The organism is Vreelandella neptunia (assembly GCF_000712975.1).
In the GTDB taxonomy this organism is placed as follows: domain Bacteria; phylum Pseudomonadota; class Gammaproteobacteria; order Pseudomonadales; family Halomonadaceae; genus Vreelandella; species Vreelandella qaidamensis.
Map to the genome: position 1 here is coordinate 54,108 of NZ_JHQL01000004.1, position 14,116 is coordinate 68,223.

A 14,116-nucleotide genomic window follows, 5' to 3' on the forward strand; every position below is an offset into this window, starting at 1 on the left:
GTCTATCGCTATTTCAACGTTTACGTCACCTGCTCGGCTCGCCTAGCAATATTGCTAGGCCATGTCATTTAGCTATAGGACAGCAGCAAGACGAGTGCCCTGATCGATGGCCCGTTTTGCATCTAACTCTGCGGCTTCATCAGCGCCACCAATCACATGCACACGCCCACCGGTTTGGTTCAATGGCTCAATTAACTCACGTACCGACTCTTGGCCTGCACATACTACAATAGTGTCCACCGCTAGTACTTGCTCTTCACCCTCACGGCGGATATGCAGACCTGCATCGTCAATTTTCACATATTCACAGCCAGTTAAGGTTTTAACCCCGCGCTGCTTTAGTGAGGCCCGATGCACCCAGCCCGAGGTTTTACCCAGGTTTTTACCTGGCTTAGAGCTTTTACGCTGGAGCATCACAATGTCACGAGGTGAGGCAGGCGGCATCGGTGACTTTAAACCTCCTCGCTCACTCATTGCTAAGTCGACACCCCATTCATCACACCAGGCCGCCAAATCCATTGCGGGGTGACCTTCATGAGCGAGCAGCTCAGAAACATCAAAGCCAATACCACCAGCCCCAATCACCGCCACGCGCTGGCCGACACGCTCAGGGTGCTCAATAGCCTCAGCGTAGCTAAGCACACTGGCATGGTTGGCCCCTGGTAGCGTCAGTTCACGGGGAATAACACCGGTGGCAATCACCACCTCATCAAACTCGGCCAATTTTTCGGGCGTTGCTGCCGTATTGAGGCGAACGTCCACCGCATGTTTTTTTAGCATGACGCGGAAGTAACGTAGGGTTTCATTAAACTCCTCTTTACCGGGAATTTTACGGGCATAGTTAAACTGACCACCCAGCTCGCTACGACGCTCAAACAGCACCACATCGTGGCCTCGACTAGCGGCCGCCACGGCGGTAGCTAGCCCTGCTGGGCCACCACCAACCACGGCTACCCGCTTAGGCGTATGAACTGGTGTTAGGCTGAACTCGGTTTCATGGCACGCCCTTGGGTTAACCAAGCACGAGGTAAGCTTGCCCATAAAGGTGTGGTCTAGGCAGGCTTGGTTGCAGGCAATACAGGTATTAATTTCGTCTGCAAGACCTGCTTCGGCTTTACGCACCCATTCAGGGTCCGCCAGAAACGGACGCGCCATCGACACCATATCTGCATGTCCCTCTGCCAACACGCGCTCGGCAACTTCAGGCATATTGATACGGTTGGTAGTGATCAGCGGGATGGAGAGTGCGGCTTTAATACGCTTGGTGACCTCGGTAAAAGCGGCACGAGGTACGCTGGTCACAATGGTGGGCACTCGAGCCTCGTGCCAACCAATACCGGTATTGATCACATTCGCACCCGCTGCTTCAATGGCTTGCCCAAGCTGCACCACTTCTTCCCAGTTGCTGCCCTCTTCCACTAAATCAATCATCGATAGGCGGAAGATTATCAAAAAGCGCTCGCCCACTGCCGCACGAATACGTTTTACAATTTCAATCGGAAAACGGATCCGCCGCTCAAAATCACCGCCCCACGCATCATCGCGCTGATTGGTACGGCGACAAATAAACTGGTTAATCAAATAACCTTCAGAACCCATGACCTCAACACCGTCATAGCCCGCCTGCTGTGCAAGCTGCGCACAGCGCACATAGTCAGCAATTTGCTGTTCAACCTCATCGCTTGAAAGCGCCCGAGGCATAAACGGATTAATCGGTGCCTGCAATGCAGAAGGGGCGACTAGTTCTGGCGAATACGCATAGCGTCCTGCATGGAGAATCTGCATACATAAATGCCCGCCCGCCTCATGAACAGCATCAACAACGCCCTTATGCTCAGCCAGTTGAGACTCATCGGTAAGCGCATTGGCCCCTTGAAACACAGCACCTTCAGCATTAGGAGCAATACCGCCCGTTACAATCAGGCTAACGCCCGCACGGGCACGCTCAGCATAAAAGGCCGCTAAGCGCTCAAAGCCGTTGGGTGCCTCTTCTAAATTAGTGTGCATTGACCCCATCAATACACGATTAGGTAGCGTTAAGTGGCCAATAGTCAGCGGTTGAAACAGATGCGGGTAAGCGGGCGTTTGGTTCATCACGGTGCTCCTTCATTTTGTTAATAGCATTCAAACAAGCGTATGACATACGCCCCGCAACGTACAGCCCTTTACCCTGCTTAATCTGTACCTCTTTTGCCGTCTTGCGAAACTAGCGCTCATTATGGCAAAGCACTTGCCCCCTGCGGGAAAGCACGTCACATTACCCTGCTAACGATAAGGGAACGTGCTATGCCATTGATTTACTTTTTACCGCCCCTGGCCACCGTATTGATTTGGTCAGGCAATATGACGATTAACCAATTAACAGTGGGTGCCATTGCGCCTAGCAGTATCGCCTTTTTACGCTGGCTGCTAGCCTTGGCCGTGATGACGCCGTTTGTACTCCCTGCGGTGATACGCCACCGCGATGAAATCTACCGCAACTGGCCAAAATTAGCGCTGCTGGGGCTACTTGGCATGGGGCTTTGGCAAGGTTTAGCGTATGTAGCAGCAGAAACGACCACTGCCACCAATATGGGCATTTTAGCGGCCATGGTGCCCCTACTAACGGTTCTGTTAAGTGCGCTGATTTTGCGCGAACCGCCCACGCTTGGTGGTGTTTTCGGTGGGGTGTTAGCATTTATTGGCGTTACCGTACTGCTTGGCCGTGGCAATCCTTTATCACTTTTACAGCTGCAAGTAGCGTTTGGTGATGCCTTAATGGTCGTGGCGGCCACCTGTTACGCACTCTATGGCGTTATGTTGAAGCGCTGGGCGATGAAACTCCCCCCTTGGGTGATGCTTTATGCTCAAGTCTGCTTTGCGGTGCTATTTCTGCTTCCCCCTTACTTAATGGGCCCAATGACGCCAGTAGACAGCCATAACGTCTGGTTGATTCTTTATGCAGGCATTCCCGCTTCCGTTATCACTACATTTTTATGGATGCGCGCGGTGCGTCAAATAGGTGCGAACCAGTCGAGTATTTTTATCAACTTGATGCCGCTTTTTAGTGCTGTGATTGCTATGGCATTTTTAGGCGAGCAGGTCGCAGGGTTCCACTTTATGGGAGGGCTGCTCATTCTTGCAGGCGTCATCATGGCACAAACGCTGACTCGACCACTGGTGCGTGCGGTCGCTGCGGATAAAACGAGCAATGCTCAGCAATGATACAATAGGCTAACTTCATTCGACGGCCGGGAACCCCTGACTATGTCCCTAGAAGAACTGCACCTTAATCTTCGCAACCTTACCAGCGACGACTACGAACAGCTAAAAACGTTGATGGACGCGGTCTATCACGACCTCGGTGGTTCATGGCCTAAGCACACCATTGATAAGCTGATCCAGGAATTTCCCGATGGCCAAATAGCCATTGAGGACGACGGTATGCTGGTGGGCGTGGCGCTAACGGTACAGGTCGATTATGACGAGTTTTCTAACCCGCATAAATATGACGACTTGATCGGCCATCGCGAAACTATTCTTAACGACTCGGACGGCGATGCTATGTACGGGCTGGATGTCCTTATCCATCCAGACTACCGTGGTTATCGTTTGGGCCGGAGGTTGTATGAAGCACGTAAAGAGCTGTGTCGTTCACACAATCTGCGTGCCATTTTGGCGGGCGGGCGCATTCCTGAGTATCACCAGCACGCCAAAGAGCTCACACCGGCGGAATATATCGACAAAGTCTCCCGCAAAGAGATTTATGACCCTATTTTGTCGTTTCAATTGGCGAACGACTTCCAAGTTAAGCGCCTGCTGCGCAAGTATCTGCCTGAAGATGAACAGTCTCGCGGTTATGCCACGCTCTTAGAGTGGAATAATATTCTATTCGAGCCTGCTGAAAGCGTGCTGGATACCCGCCCAACGCAGGTACGGGTTGGCGCCGTACAGTGGCAAATGCGTGAGTTCGCGTCGGTGGAAGCAGCCCTTCAACAAATTGAATACTTTGTTGACGCGCTGTCAGACTATCAAAGTGATTTTGCCGTCTTCCCAGAGCTGTTTAACGCGCCTCTGATGGGCCTACAAGACCGCGCGGCCCAGCAGGATCAAATGGGCGCGATTCGCTTTTTAGCAGGCTTCACCGAACGCTTTAAAACAGAGCTTTCGCGGATGGCGGTGTCCTACAACATCAACATCGTCGGCGGCTCAATGATTGAAGTCGGCGACGATGACCGTCTTTACAACATTGCGTACTTATTCCATCGGGACGGCGAAATTGAAAGGCAGGCAAAGCTGCATATTACCCCCCAAGAGCGCCGTGACTGGGTAATTGAAGGCGGTGACAACCTACAGGTCTTTGACACCGATGCAGGCCGCGTGGGCATTTTGATCTGCTACGACGTTGAGTTCCCAGAACTTGGCCGTCTACTAGCCGACCAGGACATGGATATTTTGTTTGTACCGTTCTGGACAGATACCAAAAATGGTTACCTGCGAGTGCGCCATTGCGCCCAAGCCCGAGCCATTGAAAACGAATGCTATGTGGTGCTGTGCGGTAGCGTTGGCAACTTGCCTTCCATTGAGAACCTGGATATCCAGTATGCGCAATCGGCTGTTTTCTCGCCGTCGGACTTTGCCTTCCCGCATGATGCCGTGCTGGCGGAAACCACGCCTAACACCGAAATGATTTTCTTCTCGGACTTGGACCTGACCCGTCTCACGGTTGTGCGTGCCGAAGGTTCAGTGACCAACCTGAAAGACCGCCGCAAAGATCTATTTGACCTTCGCTGGCGCGACTGGTCCTGGAAATCCGGGGCTAACCTGGAAGAGTAAACCAACAACGCCGCCCAATGAACTGACCACCAGCCGTTGGGCGGCGTTATTTTAAAGCGCTTCTGGCTCAATCAGGCCAAACAAGATGGGCAGGCACACGCCCTTTGCTATCAAACATAACGCCTTCATCGCGCAGTTTCTGATGCTGGCGTTCCGCCCCACCGTGGTCGGCGAGCGTTAACGACGCGGCAATGACACGGTGCCAGGGCAACAGATGCCCTTCTGGCAAATGACGCATCGCCGATCCAACCATGCGCGGCGTTGCGCCATCGGTCATTGCTGCGATACGCCCATAAGTCGTTACCCGCCCAGCAGGAATCTGATCAACAATGGTATAAATCTGTTCGAGCAGCTCTGGGCGTGGCATGGTTACCCTTCGTCAATCAGCGTGTTATTACAGTGTTGCGACCAGTTGATCGATTGCTTGGAACGCCTCTTTTAGCGCGGCATCGCGATGATTGTCGCCCATGTTCAACCCTTCAGCAAAGACGATCTCCACATCGCTAATGCCCATTAAACCGAGCATGGCTTTTAGATGCGGCGTTTGGCTGTCTAAGTCAGTTCCCGCGTATTGACCACCGCGAGCAGCTAAAATAATTGCCCGTTTACCTTCAATCAAACCCTGCGGACCGTTTTCAGTGTAGCGAAAGGTTTCGCCAGCGCGCAGTACACGGTCGAACCATGCTTTTAGCTGGGAAGGAATACCTAAGTTATACAACGGCACCGCCAGCACTAGAACCTCATGCGCTCGCAACTCTGCCAATAGCTCATCAGAGTGAGCCGCTAGCGCCTGCTGCTCAGCGCTGCGCTCTTCAGCTGGCGTTTGCCACGCACCAAGTTCTTCAATGGCAAGGTGCGGCAGTGTGTTTGCCACCACATCGCGATGGGTGAGGGCAATATCGCGGGCTTTCACTTTGGCTTTAAAATGATTGGCTAGCGCATTGGACTGACCATTTTCGCCAAGAATAGAAGAAGTAACCAGCAGTGTACGTTGGGTCATGTAAAAATTCCTGCCATATCAGTGAGTTCGTTGGCAGCTATTCTACGTCGCTTTTCGATTAGCAAAAGCGCAACGTTTTCCCAGTTTCATTCTAAAAAAACGAATTGATGCCCAACAAAAAGCCCCACACCGTCAGCTTCAACAGTAGCGGGGCTTTCAACTATCGCATTACCAGGGAGCGATTACTTACGCTTTGGCCACGCGTTAGGGTCTACTTTATCTACCAGCTTGGGGAATTTGCTGGGGTCAAACACTGGCTCTTTGCCTGCTTTTAGCTGTGCGTCATAATCACGGAATAGCGCAAAGGCAATCGGTGACAGCAACAAAATGGCCACTAAGTTAATCACTGCCATCATGCCCATGGAAAGGTCAGCAAAATTCCAGATTGCGCCCAGGCTTGCCACCGAACCTACCATGACCATGCCCAATACCGCCAAGCGATAAATGAGTACCGCCACCGGTGCACGACGGCCTGCTAAGTACTCAATATTAGATTCGCCATAAGAGTAATTAGCGATCACAGAGGTAAACGCAAACAGTAAGATCGCCACGGCAATAAACATACCGCCCCACTCCCCTACGTGGCTAGAGAGCGCCATCTGAGTCAGCTGGATACCATTGTTTTCCTCGCCAGCCAATAGCTCAGGCCCTGCCATAATGATAATAGCGGCAGTGGCGGTACAAATGACCAAGGTGTCTAGAAACACGCCCAACATTTGAATAAAGCCCTGTGCGGCAGGATGGTCTGGACGAGTGCTGGCGGTCGCAGCCGCATTGGGCGCCGAGCCCATACCGGCCTCGTTGGAAAACAGCCCACGCTGAATACCATTCATAATCGCTTGTGAAATGGCATACCCCATAGCGCCACCCGCCGCCTGCTCTAAGCCAAAGGCACTTTGAATAATGGTCATAAAGGCCGCAGGCAAATCACTTATATTAAGTGCGACTACCACCAGTGCCAGTATTAAGTACAAGAGTGCCATCAGCGGCACCACGAGCTCAGCTACCCTAGCAATCGACTTTAGGCCGCCAAAGATGATCGGGGCAACCACTGCCATCAAGACTAACCCCATGGCCCAGGTGGGAATGGCAAACGCCTGTTCCATGGCCTGGGCGATGGAGTTGGCCTGTACGCTGTTAAACGCCAAACCGAACGCAATGATCAAACAGATTGAAAACAGCACCGCTAGCCAGCGAAGCCCTAGACCACGCTCAATATAACGCGCTGGACCACCACGGAATGTGTTATCGCCGTGATCGACTTTATAGGCCTGCGCCAGGGTAGATTCTACAAAACTGGTCGCCATACCCACCATGGCGGTCATCCACATCCAGAAGATCGCACCCGGGCCGCCAAAATAAATCGCGACCGCCACGCCCGCTAGGTTACCAGTACCCACCCTTGCCGCTAAGCTAGTAGAAAGTGCCTGAAAGGAAGAAATACCACCGTTAGATTGACGCGAACTGCGCAGCAGCTTGAACATGTGGCCGAAATAACGTACCTGAATGCCACGGGTCATGATGGTGAAATAGAGACCAGCCCCGATCAGCAGGTAAATCAGCACACTGCCCCAGAGAAGCCCGTTGCCGCGATCAACCATCGCCGTCAACAGAGGGGGAAGAGTAAAATCCATAGGTAATGCGTCCTTTTTAAAACAATGGAGGCGCATCATTCTTCACGGCTGCACCAAAATGGCAAGAAAAACGGAAAAATTAGTGCCGTCGCCGGATTTAAATCTTCATTTCTGCTAGCAACCAGTTAATGTCACTAAAATACGCCGCGAACCACCATGCTCTCGATGCTCTCCAAGCCAAATACCCTGCCATGTGCCCAATGCTAAACGACCATCTCGAACAGCTAAGCAAAGTTGAGTGCCCAATAAGCTAGAAGCAACATGGGCAGGCATATCATCAGGCCCTTCAAGCGTATGACGAAAATAACTCAGCCCTTCCGGTACTAAGCGACGAAGAAATGCGTCTAAATCATGACGAACATCGGGATCAGAGTTTTCATTTAGGGTAAGCGAGGCAGAGGTGTGCATTAACTGTAGATGTAGTAAACCTTGACTACACTCGGCCAAACACGGCAGCGCTCGGGCAATGTCATTGGTAATTAAATGAAAGCCCCTGGGCGTTTCAGGTAAGTGAATTTCTTGTTGATGCCACATAAACACTCCTTTGTTATCGCTATTGTAGAGGGTTATTGGGTACAGAAATACCATAGCCTATTTGGGCTTCCTTTCGGCAAAAGTAGCGTAAAAGGAAACCGCACATAGCGCTTATTTCTCCATACTGATAGATTTAACACTTATATACCATGCAGTCATAAGGAGCGTTTAATGCTCACTTTCGCACGAACTTCAAGGAAGATACGAATTTCAGGAAAGATACGAATTTCAGGAAAGAGAGCGGGGAAAGCCGCAGGACTAGTAGCAATCAGCAGTGTTGCATTAGCTGGAGCTGGCTGCACTGGCATACCCGATGGTACTGAACCAGTGTCTGGTTTTGAGCTTAACCGCTATTTGGGTCAATGGTATGAAATAGCCCGCCTGGATCACTCTTTTGAGCGAGACTTAGACTGCGTAACGGCGAGCTACAGCTTACGTGACGATGGCGGCGTACGCGTTATCAACCGTGGCTACAACCTCGCAGAGCAAGAGTGGAATGAAGCTGAAGGCCGCGCCTACTTCATTGACGATGAAAACATCGGGCGGTTAAAAGTCAGCTTCTTTGGCCCTTTTTATGGCGGCTATAACGTTTTAGAACTGGATGACGACTATCAATGGGCACTGGTATCAGGCCCAAACCGCGATTACTTATGGATTCTCTCGCGCACACCAGTCATGGAGAGCGCGGTGGAAGAGCGACTACGCCAGCGCGCTGCCGAACTCAACTTCCCCACCGATGAGTTGATTGACGTCGTACAAGATCAAACGTGCCCTGAACGTTAATAACACAAGGAGCCACTATGGCCCACCGTATTGCAGTCATCGCCGGCGATGGTATTGGTACCGAAGTCATGCCCGAAGGCATTCGCGCCCTGGAAGTAGCTGCGAAGCGTTTCAAGATTGATTTAGCTTTCACAACGTTTGAATTTGGTAGCTGTGACTACTATTTAGAACACGGCAAAATGCTGCCCGACGACTGGTTTGATCAGTTAAAGGATTTTGATGCGCTGTTTTATGGTGCCGTCGGCTGGCCCGACAAAGTGCCCGACCATATTTCATTGTGGGGCTCGCTGCTACAGTTTCGCCGCCAATTTGACCAGTACATCAACTTGCGCCCCTGCAAACTGATGCCCGGCATCAAAAGTCCATTAGCAGGCCGCGAGCCGGGTGACATCGACTTTTACGTGGTGCGCGAAAACACCGAAGGCGAGTATTCAAGTGTCGGTGGCAAAATGTTCGAAGGCACCGAACGTGAAATTGTTCTTCAAGAGACGGTCATGAGCCGCGTCGGTGTTGATCGAGTTTTAAAGTATGCGTTTGACCTTGCGCAAACCCGTCCGCGTAAAAAACTCACCTCGGCCACTAAATCCAACGGCATTTCAATCACCATGCCCTACTGGGATGAGCGGGTTGCCGAAATGGCCAAGCACTATCCCGAGATTGCAGTAGATAAATTCCACATTGATATTCTGACTGCTAATTTTGTTCTACACCCAGACTGGTTTGACGTGGTGGTTGGCAGTAACCTATTTGGCGATATTCTTTCAGACCTTGGCCCCGCCTGTACAGGTACTATTGGCATCGCGCCCTCCGCTAATATCAATCCAGAAGGTAAATTCCCCAGCCTGTTTGAACCAGTACACGGCAGCGCCCCCGATATCGCGGGTAAAGGCATTGCTAACCCCATTGGCCAAATCTGGTCTGGTGCCATGATGCTAGAGCACTTGGGCTACAAAGAAGCCGCCGATGCAATGGTAACGGCTATTGAAGAAGTGTTAAGCGAAGGCAGCCGCCAAGTACTGACCCGCGACGTTGGCGGGCAAGGTAGTACGGTAAGCCTAGGCCAAGCGATCGCTGAACGTATTGGCGGCTAAGAAAAAATGCCTCGCTGTAAAAACAGTGAGGCATTACGTTTCTAGCGTGTCGGCTGAGGGGAGTTAGCTCGCCAGCTTGGCAGCAATTTCTGCGACATGCTTACCTTGAAAACAGGCAATTTTTAGTTCACGTTCATCCGGCTGGCGTGAACCGTCTCCGCCGGCAAGCGTGGCTGCGCCATAGGGTGTTCCACCGCTCACTTTGGAAATATCAAACTGCTCTTCAATACCATAGCCAATCGGCACAATGACCATGCCGTGATGGGCTAATGTCGTCCAGGTGGAGGTAATGGTCATTTCATCACCGCCACCAGTCCCGGTAGACGTAAACACACTAGCCACCTTGCCACGTAGTGCGCCATTAGCCCACAGCCCACCGGTTTGGTCTAAGAAAGTACGCATCTGTCCCGCCATATTGCCGAACCGCGTTGGCGTGCCAAAAATAACCGCATCGTAGTCCGCAAGCTCCTGTGGCGTCGCTTCTGGCGTGGTGAAGTCTTGTTTACCTCCAGCACTTTTGAAGGCGTCCTCTGGCATAGTTTCAGGAACGCGTTTAACAGTAACGTCAACACCATTAACGCTTTTTGCGCCCTCTGCCACCGCGGCAGCTAACGTATCTATATGGCCGTACATGGAATAATAAAGAACTAATAACTTTGTCATTACTCACTCCTTGTCGTGCTGTCGGATAATACGATGTAAACGCCTTAAGCTTATGAATACCTGCTAATAAAGTAGCTCAGCTTCGCGTAGAAAAAAGCGAATGTTTTCGACGCGCTGCTTCGATTTTGTCGATGCTTCCCCGTTCTCGCCTTGCGCTTTCAACGCTTGCACACTAGTTTTTTACATCTACTACTCCTACGTTCAATTTTTAACACTTTCTGCTAGAAAAATAGCCACGGAGACAGGCATGACCATTTTCGAAGCTTTGCGAAAAGATCACGATATCCAGCGAGATTTGCTAGCACGCTTGGTGGAAACCCACGGCGACAGTGAAGAGCGCGATAAGCTCTACAAAAAAGTGCGTGCCGAGCTTAAATATCATGCCAACGCCGAAGAGCGTTCACTCTACAACCCCATGATGGATATTGACCTAACCCAGGAAAAAGCTCGCCATAGTGTTGCAGAGCATCATGAAATTGATGAAATGATAGAGCTGCTCGATACGACCGACTACAGCGCAACCAACTGGTTAACCCATGCCAAGCAATTACAACATTTGGTTACCCACCACCTAGATGAAGAGGAGCAAGAGGTCTTTCAACTGGCAGGTCGGGGATTGAAAGAGCAGCAAAAGACATCACTGGCTACGCTGTATCAGGCAGAAATGCAGCGCCAACGTTCAGAATAACGTTTATCTTTAGCCAACCCTAAACAAAAAAACGCTTATGCAGCAGTCTGCATAAGCGTTTTTTTATCGAAAGTTTTTCATGTTCGCACCCGCGTTTTTCATGCTATCGACGTCTCCCCTTGTGGTTAAGCTTCAGCATGTTAAAGGTAAAGCATTACAAAAAGCTGACGCTCCCTGCTCAAGGAAAACTTCATGCTTGGCCAATGGCTAGATTGGACACTCGATGGCAAATCGCCTTCTTCGCAGTTAGGCCGCTTTAAAAGCGGCACCTATCAATTGCATGCGCCGGGAATCTTAGAGATAACCCCAACAACAGTTCAACCAACCGCTCGTGCCTGCGTGTTTTCAGCTGCCATACATGGCAATGAAACAGCACCGGTGGAACTACTGGGCAGTTGGCTCTCTGCTATTGAGGCTGGCACGGTAACGTTAGGCGCACCTGTGTTAGTGATCATAGGCAACCTTCCTGCCTTAAAGGCTCAGCAACGCTTTATCACTACTAACCTTAACCGTTTGTTTAACCGAGAACTCATCGAGACAGGTGAAGAGCCAGACCGTGCCCGCGAACTGATGTCGGCAGTGGATACCTTTTATGAGCGACACCACACACTGCCCAAACTCCACTACGACTTACACACGGCCATTCGCGACAGCCTTTACACACGTTTTGTCGTCGAGCCCTTCGCAGAGACAGTAATAGATCCTGAGCAGTGGCAATGGCTAGCAGCGGCGGATATGCAAGCAGTGCTGCACCAACACCAACATAGCTGGACATTTTCGCACTATAGTAAGCACTATCATGCAGCCCAATCGTTTACCTTTGAACTAGGCCGTGTTGCGCCGTTTGGAAAAAATGATATGACCGCGTTAACGCCAATGTTAACGCTGATTAGCTCTCTTAGCGCAGGACTAGAGCCGCCCACCAAGCCCGCTGAGACAATGACGTTTTTCCAGGTTAAACATGAGCTAATACGCAAAGCAGCAACATTTAGCCTTTGTTTTGATGAAGACGTTCCCAATTTCAGCCGTTTTGAGCCAGGCACCTGTCTCGCCAAGGATAGCGTAGCGGGGGATTTTATAGTGGGCGATACACCTTTACACGTGGTATTTCCGAACGCCCACGTCGAGATTGGTGCGAGAGCCGCTCTATTGGTCGTTCCAACACATGTCGCTTAACCTTATCAACGCCATCACACCAACCACGACAACAGCATAAATTGTATTAACAACAATAACGTAGAGGTGATCACAGGCCTGCCAATGTGCTACAAAACAAATCCCTTGCCTATTTTACGTCTAGGTAGGGCGCGCAATGTACGCAAGGCCTGATAGAATCGCCCCTTTTTTCGCGCCAGCCGCAAATCAAGCATCTGTTTTAAACCTGTTGCTGCTGCGGCAACCCTGTACTGGAGCCACTGTTATGGCTGATACGCCTACTCCCCTTGAAGTACGCAATATAAAAAAGCGCTTTGGCGATACAGAAGTTCTTAAAGGCCTCTCTCTCGAAGCCCAAAAGGGTGATGTTATCACTCTAATTGGTGCCTCAGGGTCTGGCAAAAGCACCTTCTTACGCTGTATGAACCTGCTTGAACAGCCCGACGAGGGCGAACTTTTCGTTCACGGCGAGCAAATTCGCTTTAAAACTACCAAGCATGGTCGCGAACCCGCTGATTGGAAGCAGGTCGTACAAATGCGTGCCAAGCTGTCGATGGTGTTCCAGAGCTTTAATCTCTGGGCACATATGACGCTGCTTGAGAACATCATTGAAGCGCCTATCCATGTGTTGGGCAAACCTAAAAAAGAAGCCGTCGAGCACGCTCGTGCACTGCTTGAACGGGTAGGACTAAGCGCGCGCGCCGATGCTTATCCTGCACAAATGTCGGGCGGTCAGCAGCAGCGTGGGGCAATTGCCAGAGCACTCGCGATGGACCCAGAAGTGATGCTGTTTGATGAACCAACGTCTGCCCTCGACCCCGAGCTAGTCGGCGATGTTTTGAAAGTCATGCACGGCTTAGCAGAGGAAGGCCGTACCATGGTAGTGGTGACGCATGAAATGAGCTTTGCAAGAGATGTATCCAGCAAAGTGATTTACCTCCACCAAGGTTTAGTAGAAGAAGCTGGCGCACCGGCTGATGTACTTGGCAACCCGCAGTCACCGCGCTTGAAGCAATTCCTAGCCCCTAAATATTGATCAGCGAGGCATACCATGCTTGATTTGCAAGGTTACGGCCCCCGCCTAATTGAAGGGGCAGGAGTCACCATTCAACTAGCGGTGCTATCGCTGATACTGGCCATTGTGCTTGGCCTATTAACAGCAACGGCAAAAATGTCACGCAATTGGTTTTTACGGCGCACCGCAACGGTCTACACCACCGTAATTCGCGGCGTGCCGGATCTGGTGCTGATGATGCTACTGTTCTTTGGCGGGCAAATCGGTGTCAACGCCATTAGTGACATGCTCTACTACAACTACGAAATTGATATTTATATTAATTTCAACGCCTTTGCGGCGGGTGTTATCACCATAGGGTTTATTTTCGGTGCCTACATGGGCGAAACCTTCCGCGGTGCTTTCATGGCGGTTGATAACGGCCAGATTGAAGCAGGTAAAGCATACGGCATGAGCAATGCCTTGGTGTTTCGGCGTATTCGCTTTCCACAAATGATGCGCCACGCACTGCCTGGCTTGTCCAATAACTGGATGGTACTGCTCAAAACAACCGCACTCGTATCAGTGATTGGCTTAACTGATATGGTCCGCGTGGCCGCAGAAGCTTCCCGAGCCACTCACGAACCCTTTGCTTTTCTACTTCCTGTTGCAGCGGTTTATTTGCTGATTGCTAGCGTCTCCGAATGGATTTTTGTGCGGCTACAAAAACGTTACGACATTGGTTTTGGGGGGCAGTGA

The 14,116-nt window shown here is 51.0% G+C and carries 14 protein-coding genes; 8 read left to right on the top strand and 6 right to left on the bottom strand.

Features of this window, described 5'->3' with window-relative positions; all coding sequences use genetic code 11:
• Positions 1-72 precede the first annotated feature (72 nt).
• Positions 73-2,094 (bottom strand): NADPH-dependent 2,4-dienoyl-CoA reductase, encoded by a 2,022-nt coding sequence (locus CR46_RS0112380; RefSeq protein ID WP_030073338.1) that lies wholly within the window; start codon positions 2,092-2,094, stop codon positions 73-75.
• A gap of 192 nt (positions 2,095-2,286) precedes the next feature.
• On the opposite strand from CR46_RS0112380, the gene CR46_RS0112385 reads away from it, so the two are divergent.
• Both CR46_RS0112385 and CR46_RS0112390 read left to right on the top strand, forming a co-directional pair.
• Positions 2,287-3,204, top strand: coding sequence for a DMT family transporter (locus CR46_RS0112385; protein WP_030073340.1), 918 nt, complete (start codon positions 2,287-2,289; stop codon positions 3,202-3,204).
• 42 nt (positions 3,205-3,246) lie between these two features.
• Positions 3,247-4,815 carry a bifunctional GNAT family N-acetyltransferase/carbon-nitrogen hydrolase family protein gene (locus CR46_RS0112390; RefSeq protein ID WP_030073342.1) on the top strand — a complete coding sequence of 523 codons (1,569 nt, stop codon included), beginning with the start codon at positions 3,247-3,249 and terminating at the stop codon, positions 4,813-4,815.
• 67 nt (positions 4,816-4,882) lie between these two features.
• On the opposite strand, the gene CR46_RS0112395 is transcribed toward CR46_RS0112390, so the two are convergent.
• The 4 genes from CR46_RS0112395 to CR46_RS0112410 all read right to left on the bottom strand — a co-directional run bounded on the left by CR46_RS0112395 (position 4,883) and on the right by CR46_RS0112410 (position 7,983).
• On the bottom strand, positions 4,883-5,182 hold the full coding sequence (locus CR46_RS0112395) for an MGMT family protein (protein ID WP_030073344.1): 300 nt from the start codon (positions 5,180-5,182) through the stop codon (positions 4,883-4,885).
• A 27-nt stretch (positions 5,183-5,209) separates the two neighbouring features.
• Positions 5,210-5,815, bottom strand: coding sequence for an FMN-dependent NADH-azoreductase (locus CR46_RS0112400; RefSeq protein WP_030073346.1), 606 nt, complete (start codon positions 5,813-5,815; stop codon positions 5,210-5,212).
• A gap of 182 nt (positions 5,816-5,997) precedes the next feature.
• Positions 5,998-7,449, bottom strand: a complete 1,452-nt coding sequence (locus CR46_RS0112405) for an alanine/glycine:cation symporter family protein (RefSeq protein WP_030073348.1) — start codon at positions 7,447-7,449, stop codon at positions 5,998-6,000.
• A 114-nt stretch (positions 7,450-7,563) separates the two neighbouring features.
• Entirely contained in the window at positions 7,564-7,983 is a 420-nt protein-coding gene (locus CR46_RS0112410) for a secondary thiamine-phosphate synthase enzyme YjbQ (protein ID WP_030073350.1), read from the bottom strand.
• Positions 7,984-8,154: 171 nt separating this feature from the next.
• Here CR46_RS0112410 and CR46_RS0112415 point away from each other — a divergent pair, with 171 nt between their 5' ends.
• Both CR46_RS0112415 and CR46_RS0112420 read left to right on the top strand, forming a co-directional pair.
• The gene (locus tag CR46_RS0112415) at positions 8,155-8,766 is read left to right on the top strand and encodes a lipocalin family protein (protein WP_232222386.1); all 612 of its coding nucleotides are present in this window, start codon (positions 8,155-8,157) and stop codon (positions 8,764-8,766) included.
• A 17-nt stretch (positions 8,767-8,783) separates the two neighbouring features.
• A complete protein-coding gene (locus CR46_RS0112420) occupies positions 8,784-9,857 on the top strand; it encodes a tartrate dehydrogenase (protein WP_030073353.1) in 1,074 nt (357 codons plus the stop codon).
• Between the two features lie 63 nt (positions 9,858-9,920).
• On the opposite strand, the gene wrbA is transcribed toward CR46_RS0112420, so the two are convergent.
• Entirely contained in the window at positions 9,921-10,520 is a 600-nt protein-coding gene (gene wrbA, locus CR46_RS0112425) for an NAD(P)H:quinone oxidoreductase (RefSeq protein WP_030073355.1), read from the bottom strand.
• 247 nt (positions 10,521-10,767) lie between these two features.
• Between wrbA and CR46_RS0112435 the strand changes: the two genes are divergently transcribed.
• The 4 genes from CR46_RS0112435 to CR46_RS0112450 all read left to right on the top strand — a co-directional run bounded on the left by CR46_RS0112435 (position 10,768) and on the right by CR46_RS0112450 (position 14,116).
• The gene (locus tag CR46_RS0112435; protein WP_030073357.1) at positions 10,768-11,208 is read left to right on the top strand and encodes a hemerythrin domain-containing protein; all 441 of its coding nucleotides are present in this window, start codon (positions 10,768-10,770) and stop codon (positions 11,206-11,208) included.
• A gap of 192 nt (positions 11,209-11,400) precedes the next feature.
• The gene (locus tag CR46_RS0112440; protein WP_030073359.1) at positions 11,401-12,384 is read left to right on the top strand and encodes a succinylglutamate desuccinylase; all 984 of its coding nucleotides are present in this window, start codon (positions 11,401-11,403) and stop codon (positions 12,382-12,384) included.
• A gap of 244 nt (positions 12,385-12,628) precedes the next feature.
• On the top strand, positions 12,629-13,399 hold the full coding sequence (locus CR46_RS0112445; RefSeq protein ID WP_030073361.1) for an ABC transporter ATP-binding protein: 771 nt from the start codon (positions 12,629-12,631) through the stop codon (positions 13,397-13,399).
• A 15-nt stretch (positions 13,400-13,414) separates the two neighbouring features.
• Complete coding sequence (locus CR46_RS0112450; protein ID WP_030073363.1) at positions 13,415-14,116, top strand: ABC transporter permease; 702 nt, start codon at positions 13,415-13,417, stop codon at positions 14,114-14,116.

Excerpts from the sequence above, each read along its gene's own strand:
- CR46_RS0112415 (WP_232222386.1), top strand. The coding sequence starts at position 8,155 with ATGCTCACTTTCGCACGAACTTCAAGGAAGATACGAATTTCAGGAAAG.
- CR46_RS0112410 (WP_030073350.1), bottom strand. The coding sequence starts at position 7,983 with ATGTGGCATCAACAAGAAATTCACTTACCTGAAACGCCCAGGGGCTTT.
- CR46_RS0112380 (WP_030073338.1), bottom strand. The coding sequence starts at position 2,094 with ATGAACCAAACGCCCGCTTACCCGCATCTGTTTCAACCGCTGACTATT.
- CR46_RS0112445 (WP_030073361.1), top strand. The coding sequence starts at position 12,629 with ATGGCTGATACGCCTACTCCCCTTGAAGTACGCAATATAAAAAAGCGC.
- CR46_RS0112395 (WP_030073344.1), bottom strand. The coding sequence starts at position 5,182 with ATGCCACGCCCAGAGCTGCTCGAACAGATTTATACCATTGTTGATCAG.
- wrbA (WP_030073355.1), bottom strand. The coding sequence starts at position 10,520 with ATGACAAAGTTATTAGTTCTTTATTATTCCATGTACGGCCATATAGAT.
- CR46_RS0112450 (WP_030073363.1), top strand. The coding sequence starts at position 13,415 with ATGCTTGATTTGCAAGGTTACGGCCCCCGCCTAATTGAAGGGGCAGGA.
- CR46_RS0112440 (WP_030073359.1), top strand. The coding sequence starts at position 11,401 with ATGCTTGGCCAATGGCTAGATTGGACACTCGATGGCAAATCGCCTTCT.
- CR46_RS0112405 (WP_030073348.1), bottom strand. The coding sequence starts at position 7,449 with ATGGATTTTACTCTTCCCCCTCTGTTGACGGCGATGGTTGATCGCGGC.
- CR46_RS0112420 (WP_030073353.1), top strand. The coding sequence starts at position 8,784 with ATGGCCCACCGTATTGCAGTCATCGCCGGCGATGGTATTGGTACCGAA.
- CR46_RS0112400 (WP_030073346.1), bottom strand. The coding sequence starts at position 5,815 with ATGACCCAACGTACACTGCTGGTTACTTCTTCTATTCTTGGCGAAAAT.
- CR46_RS0112435 (WP_030073357.1), top strand. The coding sequence starts at position 10,768 with ATGACCATTTTCGAAGCTTTGCGAAAAGATCACGATATCCAGCGAGAT.
- CR46_RS0112385 (WP_030073340.1), top strand. The coding sequence starts at position 2,287 with ATGCCATTGATTTACTTTTTACCGCCCCTGGCCACCGTATTGATTTGG.
- CR46_RS0112390 (WP_030073342.1), top strand. The coding sequence starts at position 3,247 with ATGTCCCTAGAAGAACTGCACCTTAATCTTCGCAACCTTACCAGCGAC.